The organism is Ruegeria jejuensis (assembly GCF_041537905.1).
Lineage (GTDB): Bacteria > Pseudomonadota > Alphaproteobacteria > Rhodobacterales > Rhodobacteraceae > Ruegeria_C.
Genome location: NZ_JBGRUO010000013.1, coordinates 17,658 through 36,095, shown reverse-complemented (window position 1 = coordinate 36,095; position 18,438 = coordinate 17,658). Strand labels below are relative to the sequence as shown.

Below are 18,438 nucleotides of genomic sequence, written 5' to 3'. Positions count from 1 at the left end.
GAGCCATGTTGAACATGATCCTGCACGGCACGCCCACCGACCGCCCCCCCTTGCTGATTGCCCATGGCCTTTATGGCTCGGCCCGGAACTGGGGCGTGATCGCCAAACGGCTGTCCGATACACGGCAGGTGATCGCCGTAGATATGCGCAATCACGGCGAAAGCCCCTGGACCGACAGCCACAGCTACCCGGACCTGGCCGAGGATCTGGCCGAGGTGATCGAAGATTTCGGCGGGGTGTTCGATGTGCTGGGCCATTCCATGGGGGGCAAGGCGGCGATGATGCTGGCACTGAGCCATCCCGATCTGGTCCGGCGGCTGGTCATCGCCGATATCGCACCGGTGGCCTATGGCCATTCGCAACTGCCCTTCATCGAGAAGATGCGCGCCGTTGATCTGGATGCCGTCACACGCAAATCAGAGGCCGCCGCGCAACTGGGCGTGTTGGGCGTGGAACCGGCATTGCAGAGCTTCTTCACTCAGTCGCTTGATGTGGCGGGCAAGCGCTGGCGCTACAATCTCGACGTGCTGGCAGCCGAGATGCCCAAGATCATGAGCTTTCCCGACACCACCGCGCATTGGGACGGCCCGACACTATTTCTGACCGGCGCGGAGTCGGATTATGTGCTGCCCGAGCACCGGGACAAAATCCGCGCCCTGTTTCCGAAAGCGCGGTTTGCCAAGATTCCCGGCGCTGGCCATTGGCTGCACGCCGACAAGCCCCGTGAATTCGAGGCTAACCTGCGCGCCTATCTGGACGCCTGATCAGCCGCGCGTAGCGGTATAGATGCGCTTGGTGATCAGCCAGGTCGCCGGGATCGCCAGCACAAACCCCGCCGCCGCCGCACCGAGGATCGCGGGTACGGTGAAATACCCCATGGACAGCACGGCAATCACTCCGGCACCCGCCAATGCAGAGGCCACAAGGGTAAATAGGACTAAGGCTAAGCGCAGCATGGATTCGCTCTCCGGGTTGTGGGTCTTGGCGGAATTTATCGCCTTGCATCCCGGCCAGCTTTGATCCGGATCAGATCGCAGATGGCCCTGGTACAAAACGGGCGCATCCCGAGACCCGGATTCGCCCGCCTCGCGACTACCGCCTGCCCCGCCCCGGCTTCTCTTTCATGACCCGCCGGACCATCTTGCCAAAGGCTTTGTCCTTACTGCGGCGTTCGGCAAGGCTTGCCGAGTTGAACGCCTCCTCTGCCGCCAGCTTGCGCCAACGCTGCAACCGGGCCTCGTCCAGCGCATCAGCCTCAATCGCCGCGCGCACCGCGCATCCCGGCTCGCTCTGGTGCTGGCAATCGTTGAAGCGGCATTGCTGCGACAGTTCCTGGATGTCGGCAAATACATCACTCAGCCCCGAGGCCGCACCGGTCAATTGCAACTCTCGCATGCCCGGCGTGTCCAGCACCAGACAGCCCGCCGATACCAGATGCAACTGCCGCCGCGTTGTCGTGTGTCGCCCTTTGGCGTCGTCCTCGCGAATGGCTTGCGTTGCGATCGACTGCGTCCCGGACAACGCGTTGGTCAAGGTCGACTTGCCCACGCCGGACGATCCCAGAAAGGCCACGGTCTGCCCCGGCTGGCACCAGCCCGACAGCATCGTCTGAGGCGCATCACCCCGCGCATCCAGCGCGACCACTGGCACCCGGTCGGAAATCGCGCCTGCCTGATCGACATAATGCTGCGTATCCGCGACCTGATCGGCCTTTGTCAGAACGATCACCGGTGCGATCTCTGCTTCAAAGGCCAGGGCGATATAGCGCTCCAACCGGGCGATGTTGAAATCCTGATTGCAGGACGTCACAACAAAACAGGTGTCGATATTGGCCGCGATCAACTGCTCCTGCCGGTCGGTTCCGGGCGCGCGGCGCTTGATCACCGTCTTGCGATCCAGAAGCTGGCTCATCTGCGGCTGATCACGATCCAGCAGCAGCCAGTCTCCAACGGTCACACCCCGAATTGGCGGAATGGTCCGGTCAATGCCCTCGCCCAGCACATGCAGCGCGTTTCGATGCACCTCAACAACGCGCACCGGTGGCGTCTCGGTCAGCGCGTCGATGCCGATCTGCTGAGCAAAAAACGCCTGCCAGCCATAGGTTTCAAGGAAAGAGGGCTGCCGGTCGTTCGATCGGCTCTGCGCGGTTTGCGGTAGAAATGCGGAATAGTCCCGTGTCATTTGGGTCAACTTTCATGTCCGGGTCCCGAGGCGGGCTCGGGCGTAGAGTCTCAAGGATATCTGAGATCGCAAATCAACAGACCAACCGAACCGCGTTCAGCAGGTGCTTGCCTTGTTGATCCTGCAACGAGAGGCACAGTGCCTCCCCTCCTCACCGGGACATAAAATCTCCATTCCAGACTTCCGAGATAGGTCAGGGCTGCCTGTCTTGCAAGCCCTGCCCGGAAGCCGCCTGAGCAGATCCTTCATACGTCACAGCGTTGTTTTTAGTCTCTGGTACCCGCGGCCGGACTCGAACCGGCACGGCGTTTCCGCCTGGAGATTTTAAGTTACTGAATCCATGATATTTTATCGCCTCATAGCACCTAATGAGGGTCCGCGGAGCCAAGAAAACAAGACATCATTGCCTCATAGCACGTCCTGAGACCTGTCAGGACCTACCCAAAATATGGCCTGAAACATGGCCTACGGAGGCGACTTGAAATGACGACGAAACTCACACAGGCCACGGTATCGCGGCTCGCCGAAGATCACCCGCCAGGCGCTCAGATCTACGACAGCGAGGCGAAGGGCCTCCGGCTCGTGGTGGGCAAGCGAGGCATCTCCTACAAGCACGTCGGTCGCATAAACGACGGCACCGACCGGTACGTGTCCGTCGTGATAGGCAGGACGGACGAGGTGTCACTGCGCAGCGCCAGGGAGCGCTCGGCGGAGCTCCGGCTGGCATTGCGACGTGGTGATGATCCCCGACGCCCACGACGTTGCTGGATCAGGACGCACACTTGCGCTGGAGCGCATCAAGATGGTGACCGGTGGCGACGAAGTCGACGTCAACCGCAAACACAGAGCCGTCGTCCAAGTCACATTGCCGACGAAGCTCATGGTGGTTGCAAACAAACTTCCGAAATTCATTGATGAAAGTGGAGCGCTGGCAGCAAGAAATCTGATCGTCCGCTTCGATCAATCGTTCTTGGGCAGGGAAGATCACGACCTTGGGCGGAAGCTCATCGACGAAATGCCTGGCATCGCAAACTGGGCCCTAGCGGGGTTGGAGCGCCTACGTTCGAATGGGCTCAAATTCACTATCGGCGAAGCGGGTCGTATCGAGGCAGCTTCCTCGCAGATGAGCCAATCGCCCGCGCTCCGCTTTGCTTGTGCCAGACTTGAGGTCACCGGGAACCAGGTTGATGCTGTCGCCATGCGCGAGGTCTACTCGGCGTATCGGGACTGGGTATTCAGCGAAGGACTATCTGGCGGTGAGGTTCGCAATCAGACCGATCTTGCCTCCGACCTGAGCGCAGCGCTCCCCAAGGTAAAGTACAGACAGCGACGCCTGAAGTCACGCGTGGGCAAAGCAGGAAAGCCAACCTACTGCCTAGTTGGCGTCAGAACCGTGACTGCTACGGAGGATTTCGACGACTAGACTAAGCGTCACCTGACGGTGTTACGCGTCAAATTACACCTATGTTGTTGATGTTAATGCGCAAAAAATCACTCCCAGGTGCCAAATGAAACTAGACCAAAATGCGCTTGCGAACGGTTTGGGTGCACGTTCGCACTTTCCGATTGAAGAGATCGGTATATGGCTGTTCTTATTTCCAAACTGTCAAATGACGCCCAAAAAGACAGTACATGAACGAACAAAAACAAAGCCTTATGCGTCATGTGACAGTGTCACTTAGCGTCACAAAGGCGGAAAGGATAGCGCAATTGGTTTGGGAAGTACTTCTCATCTCGTAAGCAACGCTGGCATCGTCGCCCCGACACACCTAGCATATCTGTTCGAGACGGATGAGGCGATCCGACAAATTTTTTTTTCGCCTATGGACTAAGGACACTGGATCCCTCGTCCCGTCTGGGGCTCCGAAAAGCCCAACCGAAACAAGGCCCTGCATGTGGCCGAATTCCAGGCCCTGCCGTGGGCCCGACGCAGGTGAACTATGGGGAATGCAGCTATACAGATCAGGCCAGCCGCAAAGGCCGACGCGCCGAGCCGGTACCGAACCCGTTCCGACATACCTTCGGACGTGGACGAGCGGTTCCTGTCGGCACTGTCCGAGTTCGGCCAGGTCACCTATGCGGCGAACGTATCCGGAATGGCGCGGCGCTCCCTCTACGAGCGTCGGCGGCGTGACCCCGACTTCGCGGCTCGGTGGGACGAGGCGATCGACACCTTCGAGGAGACGCTGACGCAGAGGGTGATCGCCACGGCGCTCCACATGGGCACCGGCCGCTGGGTCCCTGCCGTCGACCCCGAAACTGGCGAGGCGGAGCTGGACGAGGACTTCGAGCCGGTGATGCGGTTCGACTGCTCCAACGTGGACCCGAGGATCGCTGTCCGCCTCATCGGCCTGAGGATACGGCCTGACCAGACTGGACGAGGCCATATCACCGAAAATGTCCTCAACGTTTCGTAAGTACGCTCCCGGTTCCCGCGTAACGCCGTCCACCATTTGGCAGATGTAATAAAGGTCTACTGTCGACACACTTTGTAGCTGCGAAACCAAGGTGCAAAATCCCTACGAACCAGATTTCAAACCCGCTAGGCCGACAAAAGTGAGATTTGGTACCCGCGGCCGGACTCGAACCGGCACGGCGTTTCCGCCTGGAGATTTTAAGTCTCCTGTGTCTACCATTCCACCACGCGGGCTTAGCGTGTCGGGCCTATTTCGGGCCTCGAAAACTCAGTAAGGCCACAAGGCCATGAAAACAATGCGCTTTGCAGGCGGAAGCGAGGGATTTTAAGTCTCCTGTGTCTACCATTCCACCACGCGGGCACCTTCTGATGCCGTAAACCGGAACAGAAGCGATCTCAATGTGATAAAGCGGCTCTTTTCAGATGTCCTGCCCCTTGCGTTCCAACGGTCCTCCCGGCGCGGCCAGGTTGCGCTCTGGCAGCCATGGGTTGAGCTCAAGCGCTTCATCCAGAATCAGGCTGGCCTCATCGGTCCGGCCCAGCGCCATCAGCGACAGGGCCTTACCGCTCATCGCGGCCACATGACGGGGCGACAGTGTCAGCGCCCGGTCCAGATCAACAAGCGCCATCGCAAAATCCTGGCGCAGGAAGTTGACGAAAGCCCGCTGGTTGTAGCCTTCGGCATAGTCCGGGCAATAGGCGACCAGCCGGTTGAAATCCTCCAGCGCACCCAGCAGGTCCCAGGCCGCGCGTTTCGACATGCCGCGATCCAGAATGGCCTGCGATTGCTCATTGGGTGCATCGGCCCAGAATTCCCACATCTGGTTCGAAATCTGCCGCGCCTGCGCCTCGGTCGGGGCGCGCTGGATCTCAACAATCAGCGCGTCCAACCTGGCAGAATGATCGGGTGCCATCGGACAGGTCTCGGCCACGGCACTTGAGGTCGCAGCGAGACAGGACAGCATGAAAGCAGCAAGGTGTCGCATAGTCCAAGCTTGGCGCAGATTGGTTTTGCGTCAAGCCCCGCGTCACAACGGACCCAGCACGCCGGTCTCTTTCACCGCCTCCATCGCCACAAAGGTCGACGTGCTGGAAACATGCGGCAGGGTCGAAATTTTCTCGGCCAGAACAGCGCGATACTGGCTCATGGATTGGGTTCTGATCTTCAGCAGATAGTCGAAATTAGACGCGATCATATGCGCCTGCTCGATCTCGCCCACCTTACGCACCGCGGCGTTGAATTCTGCCAGTGCCTTTTCCCGCGTGTCCTTCAGACGCACTTCGACAAAGGCCACGTGATCCAGCCCCAGCCGGATCGGATCGATCAGGGCGCGGTAGCCCGCGATCATCCCATCCGCCTCAAGCCGTCGCAGCCGGGTCTGGGTCGGGGATTTCGACAACCCGATCCGCCGCGCCAGATCGGCAATGGAAATCCGCCCCTCGCTGGACACGATCTTCAGAATCGCCTGATCAAAGCGATCCATCCCGGGAAAGTCTATCTGCATGATCTTTGCCCTCTAATTCAGGTGATCCGCCTACCAATATCACAATATCAGGCGATCCGCCTTCATATTCGTCGATATACTACCCGCAACGACCGGAGGGATCATGTCGCAGCACCTGCGCAACACCATCGACCAGTTCACCTATGCCGATCAGGCCGCCATGTTGGCCAGCCTGACTGAAACGGCAGCGCTCAGCGCGACCGACCGCAGCGCGATCTGCGCAGCGGCAGCCCAGTTGGTGCGCGATATCCGCTCCACCACCGCGCCCGGTATGATGGAGGTATTTCTGGCCGAATACGGGCTGTCCACAGATGAAGGCGTGGCGCTGATGTGTCTGGCCGAGGCGCTGTTGCGGGTACCCGATGCTGACACGATCGACGCGCTGATCGAGGACAAGATCGCGCCGTCCGACTGGGGTAAGCATCTGGGGCAATCCTCCTCCTCGCTGGTCAATGCCTCGACCTGGGCGCTGATGCTGACCGGCAAGGTGCTGGACGAGGGCAAATCGCCGGTCGGCGCACTGCGCAGCGTGATCAAACGCTTGGGCGAGCCGGTCATCCGCACCGCCGTTGGACAGGCGATGAAAGAGATGGGCCGCCAGTTCGTGCTGGGCGAAACCATCCGCTCTGCCATGGATCGCGCCCGCGGCATGGAGGACAAGGGCTATACGTATTCCTACGACATGCTGGGCGAGGCTGCACGCACCGAAGGGGATGCCGCGCGCTATCACCTGTCCTATTCCCGTGCGATCACGGCCATTGCCGAGGCCTGCACCCATGACGACATCCGCGCCAATCCCGGCATCTCGGTCAAGCTCTCGGCGCTGCATCCCCGCTATGAGGTCGCGCAAGAGGCGCGCGTGATGGACGAGCTTGTGCCCCGCCTGCGCGCGCTGGCACTGCTGGCCAAGGCGGCGGGCATGGGTTTGAACGTGGATGCTGAGGAAGCCGACCGCCTATCGCTGTCACTGCAGGTGATCGACGCGGTGATGGGCGAACCGGCGCTGGCCGGTTGGGACGGGTTCGGTATCGTGGTGCAGGCCTATGGCCCCCGCGCCGGGCTGGTGCTTGACACGCTTTATGAGATGGCCGAACGCCATGACCGCAAGATCATGGTACGGCTGGTCAAGGGCGCCTATTGGGATACCGAGATCAAGCGCGCTCAGGTCGAGGGTGTCGCTGGCTTCCCGGTCTTCACCAACAAAGCGGCCACCGACATTTCCTACATCGCCAATGCCCGCAAACTGCTGGGAATGACCGACCGCATCTATCCGCAATTCGCCACCCATAACGCCCATACGGTCAGCGCCATCCTGCATATGGCGCAACACGGGCAACCTTATGAGTTTCAGCGCCTGCACGGGATGGGCGAGACCCTGCACGGGCTGGTGATGGAGCAGGCAAACACTCATTGCCGTATCTACGCCCCCGTCGGGGCGCATCGCGATCTGCTGGCCTATCTGGTGCGGCGGCTGCTTGAGAATGGCGCCAACTCCTCTTTCGTGAACCAGATCGTGGATGAGGACGTCCCCCCCGAAGAGGTCGCCGCCGATCCGTTCGACCTGATCCAAGCAGAGGCGCAGCCAATCCCCACCGGGCCAGAGCTTTTTGCCCCCGAACGCCCCAACTCCATGGGCTTCGATCTGACCCATGCGCCCACACTTGAAACCATCGAGGCCGCCCGCACCCCGTTCAAGACCCACACATGGGCCGCCGCGCCTCTGCTGGCCGGAGAGGCGCAGCCGAAGGCACCCGAACCGGTGATCAACCCCGCCCTGCCGCAAGACGCCCCCGGAGCGGTGGCGCCTGCCAGCGGCGAGGATATCGAGCGCGCGCTGACCTTGGCCAAGCCATGGGATGCCGCACCGGCAGAGCGCAAGATGATCCTGAACCGTGCCTCCGACCTTTATGAGGCCAACTACGGAGAGCTATTCGCGCTGGTCGCCCGCGAGGCAGGCAAATCGCTCAAGGACGCGGTGGCCGAACTGCGCGAGGCCGTCGATTTCCTGCGCTACTACGCCGCCAACATCTCCGCAGGCGGACCGGCAGGCACCTTCACCTGCATCAGCCCGTGGAACTTCCCGCTGGCCATTTTCACCGGCCAGATCTCGGCAGCGCTTGCCACCGGCAACGCGGTTCTGGCCAAACCCGCAGGTCAGACCCCGCTGATCGCCCATCGCGCCGTGCAGCTGATGCACGAGGCCGGTGTGCCCCGCGACGTGCTGCAACTGTTGCCCGGCGGGCCGGAAGTGGGTGCTGCGCTGACCTCGGACGCGCGGGTGAATGGTGTGGCCTTCACCGGCTCGACCAACACGGCACTGAAAATCCGCGCCGCCATGGCCGAGACCATGACCCCCGGCAGCCCGCTGATCGCGGAAACCGGCGGCCTGAACGCAATGATCGTCGATTCCACCGCCCTGCCCGAACAGGCCGTGCAATCGATCATCGAAAGCGCGTTTCAGTCGGCTGGCCAGCGCTGTTCGGCGCTGCGCTGCCTCTACCTGCAAGAGGATGTCGCCGAGGACGTATTGACCATGTTGCAGGGCGCGATGGATGCGCTGTCCCTGGGCGATCCGTGGTGGATCAAAACCGATTGCGGCCCGGTGATCGACGCACAGGCCCGTCAGGGCATCGCCGATCACATCGCCAGGGCCCGCGCCGAGGGACGGGTGCTGAAAGAACTGCCCACCCCGCCCGAGGGCATCTTCATCGCCCCCACCCTGATCGAGATCAGCGGCATCGCCGCGCTGGAGCGCGAAATCTTTGGCCCTGTCCTGCATGTGGCCCGCTTCAAGGCCTCGGAACTGGATCAGGTGATCGACGCGATCAACGCCACCGGCTACGGGCTGACTTTCGGGCTGCACACCCGGATCGACGACCGCGTGCAGCACATCACCGAGGCCGTACATGCAGGCAATATCTATGTGAACCGCAACCAGATCGGTGCCATCGTCGGCTCGCAACCCTTTGGTGGCGAGGGGCTTTCCGGCACCGGCCCCAAGGCGGGCGGCCCGCACTATGTGGCGCGTTTCCTGGCCCCCGACCGCAAGATCACGACCGAAACATGGGACCGCCCCATGAGCACACCGCCTGCCCCCACCGGCCCGCTGGGTGAGGTCACAACCCGCTCCCTGCCCGGCCCTACCGGCGAATCGAACCGGCTGAGCGAGATACCGCGCGCACCGCTTCTGTGCCTCGGCCCCGGCACCTCCGCCGTCGAGGCGCAGGCAAAGGCTGTGATGGATCTGGGCGGCATGGCGATCCGCGCCACCGGAGCGCTGGCCCCCGAACAGCTTGAAACGCTGGACGGCATCGCAGGTGTGCTTTGGTGGGGCGATGCGGAGACCGCGCGCAGCATCGAGCGGCACCTCTCCAGACGCGAGGGGCCGATCCTGCCGCTTATCCCCGGCCTGCCCGACCGCGCGCGCGTGCTGGGGGAGCGGCATGTCTGCGTTGACACCACGGCGGCAGGCGGGAACGCAGCGCTGTTGGGCGGGGCCGGATAACCCGCCTTGACGCTGGGCCGGTTTCAGCCCAGCGTCGCGCCATGTTACCCATTCGCGACCACAACCCGTCCGGGCGCACGCCTTACGTCGTCTATGCGCTGATGGCAGCCAATCTGCTCTTCTTCCTCAGTTATGTCGGCGTCATGGACGACCCCCGTCAAATCAACCGCATCTTCTTCGACTATGCGCTGATCCCGGCACGCGCCTCGGATGGTGTGGCGCTTTATACCTATGTGACCTCGATGTTCATGCATGGCGGCTGGCTGCATCTGGCGGGAAACCTGCTGTTCCTTTGGATATTCGGGGACAATATGGAAGATGAGATGGGGCATCTGGGCTTCCTGATCTTCTATCTGGCCAGCGGCATTGGCGCGGCATTTCTGCATGTGCTGGGCGCGCCCGGCTCAATCGTGCCGATGGTGGGGGCATCCGGTGCCATTGCAGGCGTGATGGGCGGCTATCTGCTGCTGTTTCCGAAGGCCCGCGTCGATATCCTGCTGATCCTGATCATCTATTTCCGAGTCTTCGCCATTCCCGCCTATGTGATGCTGGGCGTCTGGCTGGGGATGCAGTTCATCGGCGGGCTCAGCGCGAACCCAGATGAGGGCGGGGTGGCCTATTGGGCTCATACCGGCGGTTTCTTTGTCGGGCTGGTGCTGAGCATTCCGCTCTGGCTGAAACTGGGCGGGCCTGCCTTCTGGCGCAAGACCCACGGCCATCCGCCACATCCCGAGCATGAATACTCGTTCAGCCCCAGCCGCATTCCGAAAGTGCCTCGCAAATGACCGTACTGAAAGCCACCTGCCATTGCGGCGCCGTGGAGATCGAGGCCGAGTTTCCCGAAGGGCTCGCCTCAGCCACGCGCTGCGACTGCTCCTTTTGCCTGCGCCGGGGCGCGGCGGCAGTGACTGCTTTAACCGCGTCCCTCAAGATTCTGAAAGGCGAAGATAATCTGACGCTCTATTCTTGGGGAACCCACACCGCCAAGCATTACTTCTGCAAGACCTGCGGCATCTACACGCATCATCGCCGCCGCGCCGACCCGCGCGAATGCGGTGTCAATCTGGGCTGCATCGAAGGTGGCAATCCCCGCACTCACGGGGACATCCCCTGGACGGATGGTGTGAACCATCCATCCGACCGCTAGGCGGATCAGGTGTTGCGGATCACCTTGGCGAACTGGTTGAAGATCGGCTCATTGGCGCAAAGCACATCGCCGCTTTCCAGAAGCTTCTGCTCGGGGTTCACCGCCTCGACCAGACCGCCCGCTTCGCGTACCAGAAGGATACCGGCGGCGATGTCCCATTGCTGCAGGCTGCGCTCCCAATAGCCCTCGTAGCGGCCCGCCGCGACATAGGCCAGATCCAGCGCGGCAGAGCCCCAGCGACGTACGCCTGCGGTCACCGGCAAGATGCGCGCCAGATCCTGCAACGTCTCGGGCAGATCGCCCGAGCGCGCCCCGAAAGGCAGACCGGTGGCAAAGACCGACTCGATCATGCGGCTGCGCGAGGACACCCGGATGCGGCTTTCGTTCAACCACGCACCCGAACCCTTCTCGGCCACGAACATCTCGTCCTTGGCGGGGTCGAACACCACCGCCGATACGATCTGGCCCTTGTGTTCCAGCGCGATGGAAACGGCCCAATGCGGCATGCCGTGCAAGAAGTTGGTGGTCCCGTCCAGCGGATCAACCAGCCAGCGGCGCGTCGGGTCCTCGCCATCCTCGGCGCCGCCCTCTTCGGCGATCCAGCCATAGGTGGCGCGCGCGTTGCGCAACTCTTCCTTGATGATCGCCTCGGAGGACAGATCGGCCTTGGACACGAAGTCGCCCGCAGCCTTGGACGAGACCTGCAGGTTCTCCACCTCGCGGAAATCCTTGACGAGCGACCGGCCCGCCTTGCGGGCAGCCTTGATCATGATGTTGAGATTCGCGCTGCCATTCATTGGTCAAAGGCTCCTGTCCGGGTTAGTGCGCGCGTATATAGCGGCCCCAATGCCTTGCCAAGTGGCGCTTTTGCATAGCGGCCCTGCGCCGGTCACTGGCTTTGCAGCTTGCGCGCCTCGACCCGAGCCAGATCGACCAGTTCGCGCACGAAGGGCTTCTCCATATCCTCCGACCGGATTGCCGCATAAAGACGCCGTGTGATGCCGGTCTCCGTCAGGGGTCGTGTCACATAATCAGAGCTGTATTTCACCTCGCGCACCACCCAATCGGGCAGCACCGAGATGCCCCGGTTCGATGCCACCAGCAATAGGATCACCGCCGTCAGTTCCACCTGCCGGATGGCCGCGGGTTCCACCTTGGCCGGGATCAGCAACTGGCTGAACACATCCAGCCGTGAACGTTCTACCGGATAGGTGATCAGGGTCTGGCCGCGAAAATCCTCGGCATCGACATAAGGTTTCGATGCCAGCGGATGCGACGCAGCCGCCACGAAAACGGCATTGTAGTCAAAGAGTTCCACGAACTCCACACCCGGCAATTCTTCGGGATCAGAGGAGACGACCAGATCGACATCCTCTTTCTGCAGCGCCGGCAGCGCGTCGAAGGCAAGACCGGGGCGGATATCGACATCCACATCCGGCCAGCTCTTGCGGAACCCCTCCAGCACCGGGAACAGCCATTCGAAACAGGCATGGCATTCGATCGCGATATGCATCCGCCCCGAGCGCCCGTCGCGCAGTGAGGAAAATTCGGACAACGTCGCCTCGACTTGCGGCAAGACCTGTTCGGCCAGCCGCAGTAGCCGTTGGCCTGCCGGTGACAGCCGCATCGGTTTCGAGCGGCGCACGAACAGCTCGACCCCGGCCTGATCTTCAAGCCCCTTGATCTGGTGGCTCAGCGCCGATTGCGTGATGTTCAACTGATCAGCCGCGCGCGCCAGACCGCCATATTCATGAATGGCCTTGATGGTGCGCAAATGGCGAAATTCGATATGCATGTCAGGTCAGTTCCTGCGCCCGAGACTGTCTTCGATCTTGCGCTCGGTCTTATATTGGCTGAGCGAATAAACCGCCCAGATCGCCGCCGGAATCCAGCCGATCAGCGTCAGCTGCAAGATCAGGCAGAACAACCCCTGCCAGGGCCGCCTGATCGTGAAGAACACGGAAAAGGGCAGCAGTATCGCCAGGATCAACCTCATGTTCACCTCATGTTATACTTGAGTGTTATGAAATTGTTTCACAATGCTGCATGTGCGACAAGAGGGGAAATCTATTGAGGACACCCGTCATGAGCACGCCCGATATCTCCTTCGAATTCTTCCCGCCGCAATCGCTGGAGGCCTCGTTTCGGCTGTGGGATACGGTTCAGACGCTGGCACCGCTTGATCCGCGCTTTGTTTCCGTGACTTATGGTGCGGGTGGCACCACCCGCGATCTGACCCGCGACGCGGTGGCGACCCTGCACAAGAACTCGGGCCTGAGCGTGGCCGCGCATCTGACCTGCGTGAACGCCACCCGCGACGAGACCCTGAAAATCGCCCATGACTATGCCGAGGCCGGGGTAACCGACATCGTCGCCCTGCGCGGCGACCCGCCCAAGGGCGCAGGCCCGTTCCGCGCCCATCCCGAAGGCTTCGCCAGTTCGGTCGAGTTGATCGCGGCGCTGGCGGATATGGGCAAATTCAACATCCGCGTCGGCGCTTATCCCGACCTGCATCCCGAAGCGAAAGATGCGCAGAACGACATCGACTGGCTCAAAGCCAAGATCGACGCGGGCGCAACCGAGGCGCTGACCCAGTTCTTCTTTGATGCCGAGACCTTCTTCCGCTTCCGCGATGCCTGCGAAAAGGCCGGGATCGACGCGCCGATCACACCCGGCATCCTGCCGATCGAAAACTGGTCCGGCGTGCAGAGTTTCGCCAAACGCTGCGGCGCGCATGTCCCCGACTGGCTGATCAATGCGTTCGAAAAGGCCACCCGCGACGGGCGCGAGGACCTGCTGGCCACCGCGGTCTGCACCGAACTTTGCTCGAACCTGATCGATGGCGGCGTCGACAAGCTGCATTTCTACACGCTCAACCGCCCCGAACTGACCCGCGATGTCTGCTTCGCGCTGGGGATCGTACCGCAGGTGGACTTGCAGAACGTCGCGTAACGCCTTGCCAGGCGATCTTTTCTGCCTAACGTGAACACATCATCACGGCAGGAGGTGGCATGTTCTACGCTGACGGACCAAACGAGTTACTCAGCCCTTCTGATCTCGCCACGATGTCAGGGCTGGACTTCATCCGCGGCATTCTCGACGGTCGCCTGCCCGCGCCTCCTATCGGCAAGACACTGGGCTATCAGATGCATACGGCCGAAGAAGGGCGGGTCTGCTTTCGGGGGACCCCGACCTTCGACGTCTGCAACCCGCTGGGCACCGTGCATGGCGGCTGGTACGGCACGCTGCTGGACAGTGCCATGGCCTGCGCGGTGCAAACTCGGGTGCCCGCGGGCGCGGCCTATACGACGCTGGAATACAAGATCAACATCATTCGCGCGATCCCGCTGGGCACCGAGATCGAATGCGAGGGGCTCGCCGAACATGTCGGCCGCTCCACCGGCGTGGCACGTGGAGAGATACGTGGCGTCGAAGATGGACGGCTTTACGCGACAGGCTCCACCACCTGCATCGTGCTGTCGCTACCAAGGGGCTGAGACCAGTCCATTGCCGGACGACCCGACGCTTAAACACTTGCCAACATATTCATTTGCCTTCGAAGGGGCGCTGAATGAAGCTCTGGCTTGGCCTGCTGTCAGGTCTCTTCGCTCGCAATTCAAACGAAACAAAAGCAGCCCTAGGCAAACCACAAATCCAACGTCGGCGATGCGGACTATGCTGCCGTTGAAGTTGAGGCGTGATCTGCACTAGAGTCATCAATGACTGGCTTCTTTGAGATTGCAACCATACCAAATGTCTTTTCGAAAACTTCAAGCAATCATTGACTTGCGGAGAGTGGCGATCAAGCACCTTGAACATTCTTCCCTCGCTTCATCTCTCGAACCTAGCCTGCTAAAAGCGTTGCGACACTCAATTTCTGGATGTGTACCACACTGGCAACTTGAACTGACTTCGGAGGTCTACCGCGAAGTACACTTGAGAGTAGCTTCCGCAGAGAGTGATCCCGAATTCCTCGGCGCGACCTGCGTTCTTTTGCTTGATCGCTTCGAGAACTCTGAACGCGGTAGTGATTTTGAATGGGAGTGGGACGCATTCGCTACACGTTACCAACGGGCAGATGCTCCAACTCGGGCTGCGATAATGAACGGCTTGGATCAAGGGCGTAAGTATTCCTTAGTATCTGATAAGGTGAGGCCAAGTATCCCTGACTGCACTACAAAACCTGTTCATGATGTTGTCCGTCCGCTTCTTCAGTTAGCGAAGTCGTTAACAGAAGAAGAGCGAGAGTGGATCGCGAACGCCGATTATGGTGAAGATGTCAAAACGCACCTGAGAGCTCTAAATGAGTTGTTAGAAACCGGCGACTGTATCTATCCACCCGGAGAAACCTGGTTTCCTGCTGAGGTGGTCGAATTGGTGTCTCATGGCGACGAAAACCCCGGTTTTGTTGGCTGCACTGCGCTAGTGCTAATCAACGCTATTGCCGATAATGACTGCCGAGCCAACGCTGACTTCCGTTGGAAGTCCCATCGGATTTCTTACAGTTCTCTTGCACCAAGCCAACGGTGCGCAATCCAAGGTGGATTTCGCCATCTCTACGAAGTGATCCGAGACTGGAACCCATATTCCGACCAGTCCGCGCCAGAGCGACTGCCCACTGATAGCTTTCTCCCGCTTTAGCCTTGGTAGGTTTGGGCTCACACCTGCCACTTTCTGCCTGGCGCGCGGACGGCTGTTTTCGGGGCGGATCACCCCAGAATTCAACTAGCTCGCGGACAGAAGCAAAAAAACCGTGAGGCCATATACCGAGGACGGCTCTCAGTTGGCCAGATGAGATTGCAGCGACAGAGCCTCTCCGGCGTTTTCCAGAACCTCGCGCGGGATCGATTCGTGCAACCGCTCCGACGGGTCCTGACCAATCCGGCGCCTGCCGCGTAGCAGGAATATCTTGCCCCAACCGCGCCAGGTCCCCGCTGACGGAGCGGCAGCATCGGTGGCAAACCGCATGCGCCAGCCCTGCGGCAGCGGCAGGCCGTGCGCCTTGGCATGATCCAGCATCCAGAGCAGCGAGATATTCGAAAGCGGGCGCGCCGCCTCGAACCTGCCTAGCTGGCCGCCGACATCGCCATGTGAGCCGCGGAACCAGACCTGTTCCACATGCCCCTCAAAACTGGGGTCACATTTCCACAGCACCGGCTCGAATACTTCGCGCGTCTCATCCAGCGCCAGCGCGTGATAGCCGTGCCGCACATTGGGACCCAGTTGATGGTTGTGAAAGGCGTGGCGCGCCTCAGCCCAGCGCCAGAGCAGCGGCAGGCGCAAGCCTAGCGCTTTGACCGTATCCCAGACCCCGATCATCTCGATCGGCACCTCGTCATGGCAAAAGGCGCGCACAAAATCCGCCGCGTGAGTGCCATGCGGATTGCATTCATAATGCCGGTACGCCTGCCTGATATTGCGCTCGGTCGCGTGTTCGGCCTTGAGCAGCCCGACCATGTCCAGCACACCCGCAAGGCTGCGTACACCATAAGCCCCCCGCGAATATCCCATCAGAAAGATCTTGTCGCCGGGCTTGTAGCGCGAGGCGAGATAGCCGTATGCGCGCCGAATCTGCCGGTTGATCCCGCGACCCACCAACACATCCGTGGTTCTGCGCCAGCTTTGCCACTGCACGCCGGATTCATAGAAAACCGAAACCTGCCCGCCCATCTCGCATAGCAGGCGATAGGTCATGCCCGCATGGGTCTCGTGACCGGGTTCAAGCGTCGACATGGTGCCATCCAGAATGATGACATGCACCTTGGGCTCGCGATGTGCGGATTCGGCAGAGTGCTCGGAGCGCAGGGGCTTCCCAAGCCATCCCAACAATTTTCTACTCAGACCCGAGAAACCCATATCGCACCCGTTCTCCAACACTCTGGGGCAAAACTCTCCTTCCAGAACCGCATCGGTGGCCCCTCACCCGTGCGGGGAAAATGTCATGGTATATTAAACCATGGGCACCGGGGCCGTCTGCGACAAGATACACATAAGCCACGTTGCCGTGAGTCGTTGTAACCTTGCAGCACAGCCTAACCGCCAGATCGGGCGCAAATACGGCGATATCCGGGCGCGGACGACACCCGTCGCCAGGGCTTCGGATGCGACATCGTCGATGTCGGAGTTGGCGTGGACATCCCCTCAGACTCGATACGACAGTGGTGCCATGCCAGAACCGCAGCGGGTGGAGGACCAGCTCATGACACAGGCACAATCAAACCAGACTGCAGAGGCCTATTGGCGGGATGGGTTCCTGTTCCCGCTGACTGTGATGAAGCCGCAGGAGGCTGCAGAATGGCGCGCGGAACTTGAGCAGATCGAGCGCGACTGGACCGATAGCGACCTGCCCCGCCCGCTCAACACCTACAAAAAGATCAACGCCCATTGTGTGATGCCCATGGCCTATCAGGTTGCGATGGACCCCAGGATACTGGATGCGGTCGAGCCTATTCTCGGCCCCGATATCCTGATCTATGCGGTGGAGTTCTTCATCAAGGAACCCCGGACCCGGCATATGGTCACCATGCATCAGGACCTGACCTATTGGGGGCTGGGCGAGATCGACGGGCTGGTCACTGCCTGGCTGGCACTGTCGCCCGCCACGACCGCCTCGGGCTGCATGGATTTCGTCGCGGGCAGCCACAAGAACCCGATCCTGCCGCATGAAGACACCTTCAGCGACACCAACCTTCTCAGCCGCGGGCAGGAGATCAAAGTGGATGTCGCTGATGAAGACAAGGTCGCCATCGAGTTGCAGCCGGGCCAGATGTCGCTGCATCACGGGCTGACCATCCATGGCTCTGGCGCCAACAGGTCCGATGACCGCCGGATCGGTCTGGTGATCCGCTATTGCCGACCCGATATTGCCCAGCAGGTGGCCGACCGCGATTACGCCATGCTGGCGCGCGGGGCAGACCGGCATGGCAATTTCACCTTGATGGCCCCGCCCGAATCCCTGTTCGCGCCACGCTCCATGGCGCTCTACGAAGAGGTGATGAAGGCCGAGCTTGCCGCAAAGATGGCCGGAGCCAAGGAAATGAAAGGGGTCTATGCCGGATGAAACAGGTCAAGTTCACCCAGATGAAAGACGGCACGCGGGAAGAGTACGAATTCCTCACCGCGCATGAGATCGACCACACCAGACATACCGCCGACCGGCTGCTCAAGGCATTGGTCGAACTGGACGAAAGCCTGTCGGGCTATCAGGTCACCCGGCTGGGCCATTCACTGCAATCAGCCACCCGCGCCTGGCGCGACGGGGCCGATACCGACTGGGTCGTCTCAGCCCTGCTGCACGATATTGGCGATATCTATGCGCCCTACAATCACGACGAATACGCCGCCACGATCCTCAGGCCTTTCGTGCGCGAGCAATGCGCCTGGGTGGTCCAGACCCATGGTGACTTCCAGATGCTCTATTACGGGCACCATCTGGAGGGCTTCGACCAGAACAAGCGCGAGCGCCATCGCGGCCATCCGTGTTTCGACGACAATGCCGCGTTTTGCGAGCGCTGGGACCAAGCCTCATTCGATCCCGACTATGACACCCTGCCACTGGACTTCTTCGCGCCCATGGTTCGCGAGGTGTTTGACCGCAAACCTTACGATGCCGAGGTGATCCGCCCCGGCCATCGCGAGCCCCTGACCAACCCCGAGATTGCCAAAGGAAGGGCCGCTTAAGCCC

19 protein-coding genes, 1 tRNA gene and 1 pseudogene are annotated in these 18,438 nt (G+C 61.0%); 12 read left to right on the top strand and 9 right to left on the bottom strand.

The genetic code is table 11. From position 1 onward, the window contains the following. The first annotated feature begins 5 nt into the window (after positions 1-5). The gene (locus AB1E34_RS15395; protein WP_372573225.1) at positions 6-764 is read left to right on the top strand and encodes an alpha/beta fold hydrolase; all 759 of its coding nucleotides are present in this window, start codon (positions 6-8) and stop codon (positions 762-764) included. Here AB1E34_RS15395 and AB1E34_RS15390 read toward each other — a convergent pair whose 3' ends face one another. Together AB1E34_RS15390 and rsgA are read right to left on the bottom strand one after the other, a co-directional pair. Then, positions 765-956 carry a hypothetical protein gene (locus AB1E34_RS15390; RefSeq protein ID WP_372573224.1) on the bottom strand — a complete coding sequence of 64 codons (192 nt, stop codon included), beginning with the start codon at positions 954-956 and terminating at the stop codon, positions 765-767. A 136-nt stretch (positions 957-1,092) separates the two neighbouring features. Beyond that, the gene (gene rsgA / locus AB1E34_RS15385) at positions 1,093-2,181 is read right to left on the bottom strand and encodes a ribosome small subunit-dependent GTPase A (protein WP_372573321.1); all 1,089 of its coding nucleotides are present in this window, start codon (positions 2,179-2,181) and stop codon (positions 1,093-1,095) included. A 483-nt stretch (positions 2,182-2,664) separates the two neighbouring features. Between rsgA and AB1E34_RS15380 the strand changes: the two are divergent. The 3 genes and pseudogenes from AB1E34_RS15380 to AB1E34_RS15370 all read left to right on the top strand — a co-directional run. Beyond that, a pseudogene (locus tag AB1E34_RS15380) lies at positions 2,665-2,880 on the top strand (hypothetical protein); the annotation flags it as partial. 40 nt (positions 2,881-2,920) lie between these two features. Further along, the gene (locus AB1E34_RS15375) at positions 2,921-3,604 is read left to right on the top strand and encodes a hypothetical protein (protein ID WP_372573325.1); all 684 of its coding nucleotides are present in this window, start codon (positions 2,921-2,923) and stop codon (positions 3,602-3,604) included. 604 nt (positions 3,605-4,208) lie between these two features. Further along, the gene (locus tag AB1E34_RS15370) at positions 4,209-4,598 is read left to right on the top strand and encodes a hypothetical protein (protein WP_372573223.1); all 390 of its coding nucleotides are present in this window, start codon (positions 4,209-4,211) and stop codon (positions 4,596-4,598) included. Positions 4,599-4,745: 147 nt separating this feature from the next. Here AB1E34_RS15370 and AB1E34_RS15365 read toward each other — a convergent pair. The 3 genes from AB1E34_RS15365 to AB1E34_RS15355 all read right to left on the bottom strand — a co-directional run bounded on the left by AB1E34_RS15365 (position 4,746) and on the right by AB1E34_RS15355 (position 6,102). Continuing rightward, a tRNA-Leu gene (locus AB1E34_RS15365) sits at positions 4,746-4,831 on the bottom strand. Between the two features lie 185 nt (positions 4,832-5,016). Further along, positions 5,017-5,583 carry a tetratricopeptide repeat protein gene (locus AB1E34_RS15360; protein WP_372573222.1) on the bottom strand — a complete coding sequence of 189 codons (567 nt, stop codon included), beginning with the start codon at positions 5,581-5,583 and terminating at the stop codon, positions 5,017-5,019. Positions 5,584-5,625: 42 nt separating this feature from the next. Further along, positions 5,626-6,102, bottom strand: coding sequence for an Lrp/AsnC family transcriptional regulator (locus tag AB1E34_RS15355; RefSeq protein ID WP_372573221.1), 477 nt, complete (start codon positions 6,100-6,102; stop codon positions 5,626-5,628). A 103-nt stretch (positions 6,103-6,205) separates the two neighbouring features. Here AB1E34_RS15355 and putA point away from each other — a divergent pair, with 103 nt between their 5' ends. The 3 genes from putA to AB1E34_RS15340 are packed head-to-tail and all read left to right on the top strand — an operon-like array spanning position 6,206 to position 10,754. Further along, a complete protein-coding gene (putA, locus tag AB1E34_RS15350) occupies positions 6,206-9,607 on the top strand; it encodes a bifunctional proline dehydrogenase/L-glutamate gamma-semialdehyde dehydrogenase PutA (RefSeq protein WP_372573220.1) in 3,402 nt (1,133 codons plus the stop codon). A gap of 41 nt (positions 9,608-9,648) precedes the next feature. Then, complete coding sequence (locus AB1E34_RS15345; protein ID WP_372573219.1) at positions 9,649-10,392, top strand: rhomboid family intramembrane serine protease; 744 nt, start codon at positions 9,649-9,651, stop codon at positions 10,390-10,392. After that, positions 10,389-10,754, top strand: coding sequence for a GFA family protein (locus AB1E34_RS15340; RefSeq protein ID WP_372573218.1), 366 nt, complete (start codon positions 10,389-10,391; stop codon positions 10,752-10,754). Before AB1E34_RS15345 ends, AB1E34_RS15340 begins: the two co-directional genes overlap by 4 nt. Positions 10,755-10,759: 5 nt before the next feature. Here the strand turns inward: AB1E34_RS15340 and AB1E34_RS15335 are convergent, their stop codons facing one another. From AB1E34_RS15335 to AB1E34_RS15325, 3 genes are all read right to left on the bottom strand, one after another. Next, on the bottom strand, positions 10,760-11,551 hold the full coding sequence (locus AB1E34_RS15335) for an inositol monophosphatase family protein (RefSeq protein WP_372573217.1): 792 nt from the start codon (positions 11,549-11,551) through the stop codon (positions 10,760-10,762). Positions 11,552-11,643: 92 nt separating this feature from the next. Continuing rightward, positions 11,644-12,549: a LysR family transcriptional regulator gene (locus tag AB1E34_RS15330; RefSeq protein ID WP_372573216.1), complete on the bottom strand. Its 906-nt coding sequence runs from the start codon at positions 12,547-12,549 to the stop codon at positions 11,644-11,646. A gap of 6 nt (positions 12,550-12,555) precedes the next feature. Further along, positions 12,556-12,750: a YqaE/Pmp3 family membrane protein gene (locus AB1E34_RS15325; RefSeq protein WP_372573215.1), complete on the bottom strand. Its 195-nt coding sequence runs from the start codon at positions 12,748-12,750 to the stop codon at positions 12,556-12,558. Between the two features lie 89 nt (positions 12,751-12,839). Here AB1E34_RS15325 and metF point away from each other — a divergent pair, with 89 nt between their 5' ends. The 3 genes from metF (at position 12,840) to AB1E34_RS15310 (ending at position 15,395) form a co-directional block, all read left to right on the top strand. After that, positions 12,840-13,706 (top strand): methylenetetrahydrofolate reductase [NAD(P)H], encoded by an 867-nt coding sequence (metF, locus tag AB1E34_RS15320; protein WP_372573214.1) that lies wholly within the window; start codon positions 12,840-12,842, stop codon positions 13,704-13,706. Between the two features lie 59 nt (positions 13,707-13,765). Further along, positions 13,766-14,251 (top strand): PaaI family thioesterase, encoded by a 486-nt coding sequence (locus tag AB1E34_RS15315; protein ID WP_372573213.1) that lies wholly within the window; start codon positions 13,766-13,768, stop codon positions 14,249-14,251. A 298-nt stretch (positions 14,252-14,549) separates the two neighbouring features. Then, positions 14,550-15,395 carry a hypothetical protein gene (locus AB1E34_RS15310; protein WP_372573212.1) on the top strand — a complete coding sequence of 282 codons (846 nt, stop codon included), beginning with the start codon at positions 14,550-14,552 and terminating at the stop codon, positions 15,393-15,395. Between the two features lie 138 nt (positions 15,396-15,533). Here AB1E34_RS15310 and AB1E34_RS15305 read toward each other — a convergent pair whose 3' ends face one another. Next, positions 15,534-16,610: a T6SS phospholipase effector Tle1-like catalytic domain-containing protein gene (locus AB1E34_RS15305; protein WP_372573320.1), complete on the bottom strand. Its 1,077-nt coding sequence runs from the start codon at positions 16,608-16,610 to the stop codon at positions 15,534-15,536. Positions 16,611-16,953: 343 nt separating this feature from the next. Between AB1E34_RS15305 and AB1E34_RS15300 the strand changes: the two genes are divergently transcribed. Further along, a complete protein-coding gene (locus AB1E34_RS15300; RefSeq protein ID WP_372573211.1) occupies positions 16,954-17,814 on the top strand; it encodes a phytanoyl-CoA dioxygenase family protein in 861 nt (286 codons plus the stop codon). Next, entirely contained in the window at positions 17,811-18,434 is a 624-nt protein-coding gene (locus AB1E34_RS15295; protein WP_372573210.1) for an HD domain-containing protein, read from the top strand. The genes AB1E34_RS15300 and AB1E34_RS15295 overlap by 4 nt, the downstream gene beginning before the upstream one ends. Positions 18,435-18,438 lie beyond the last annotated feature (4 nt).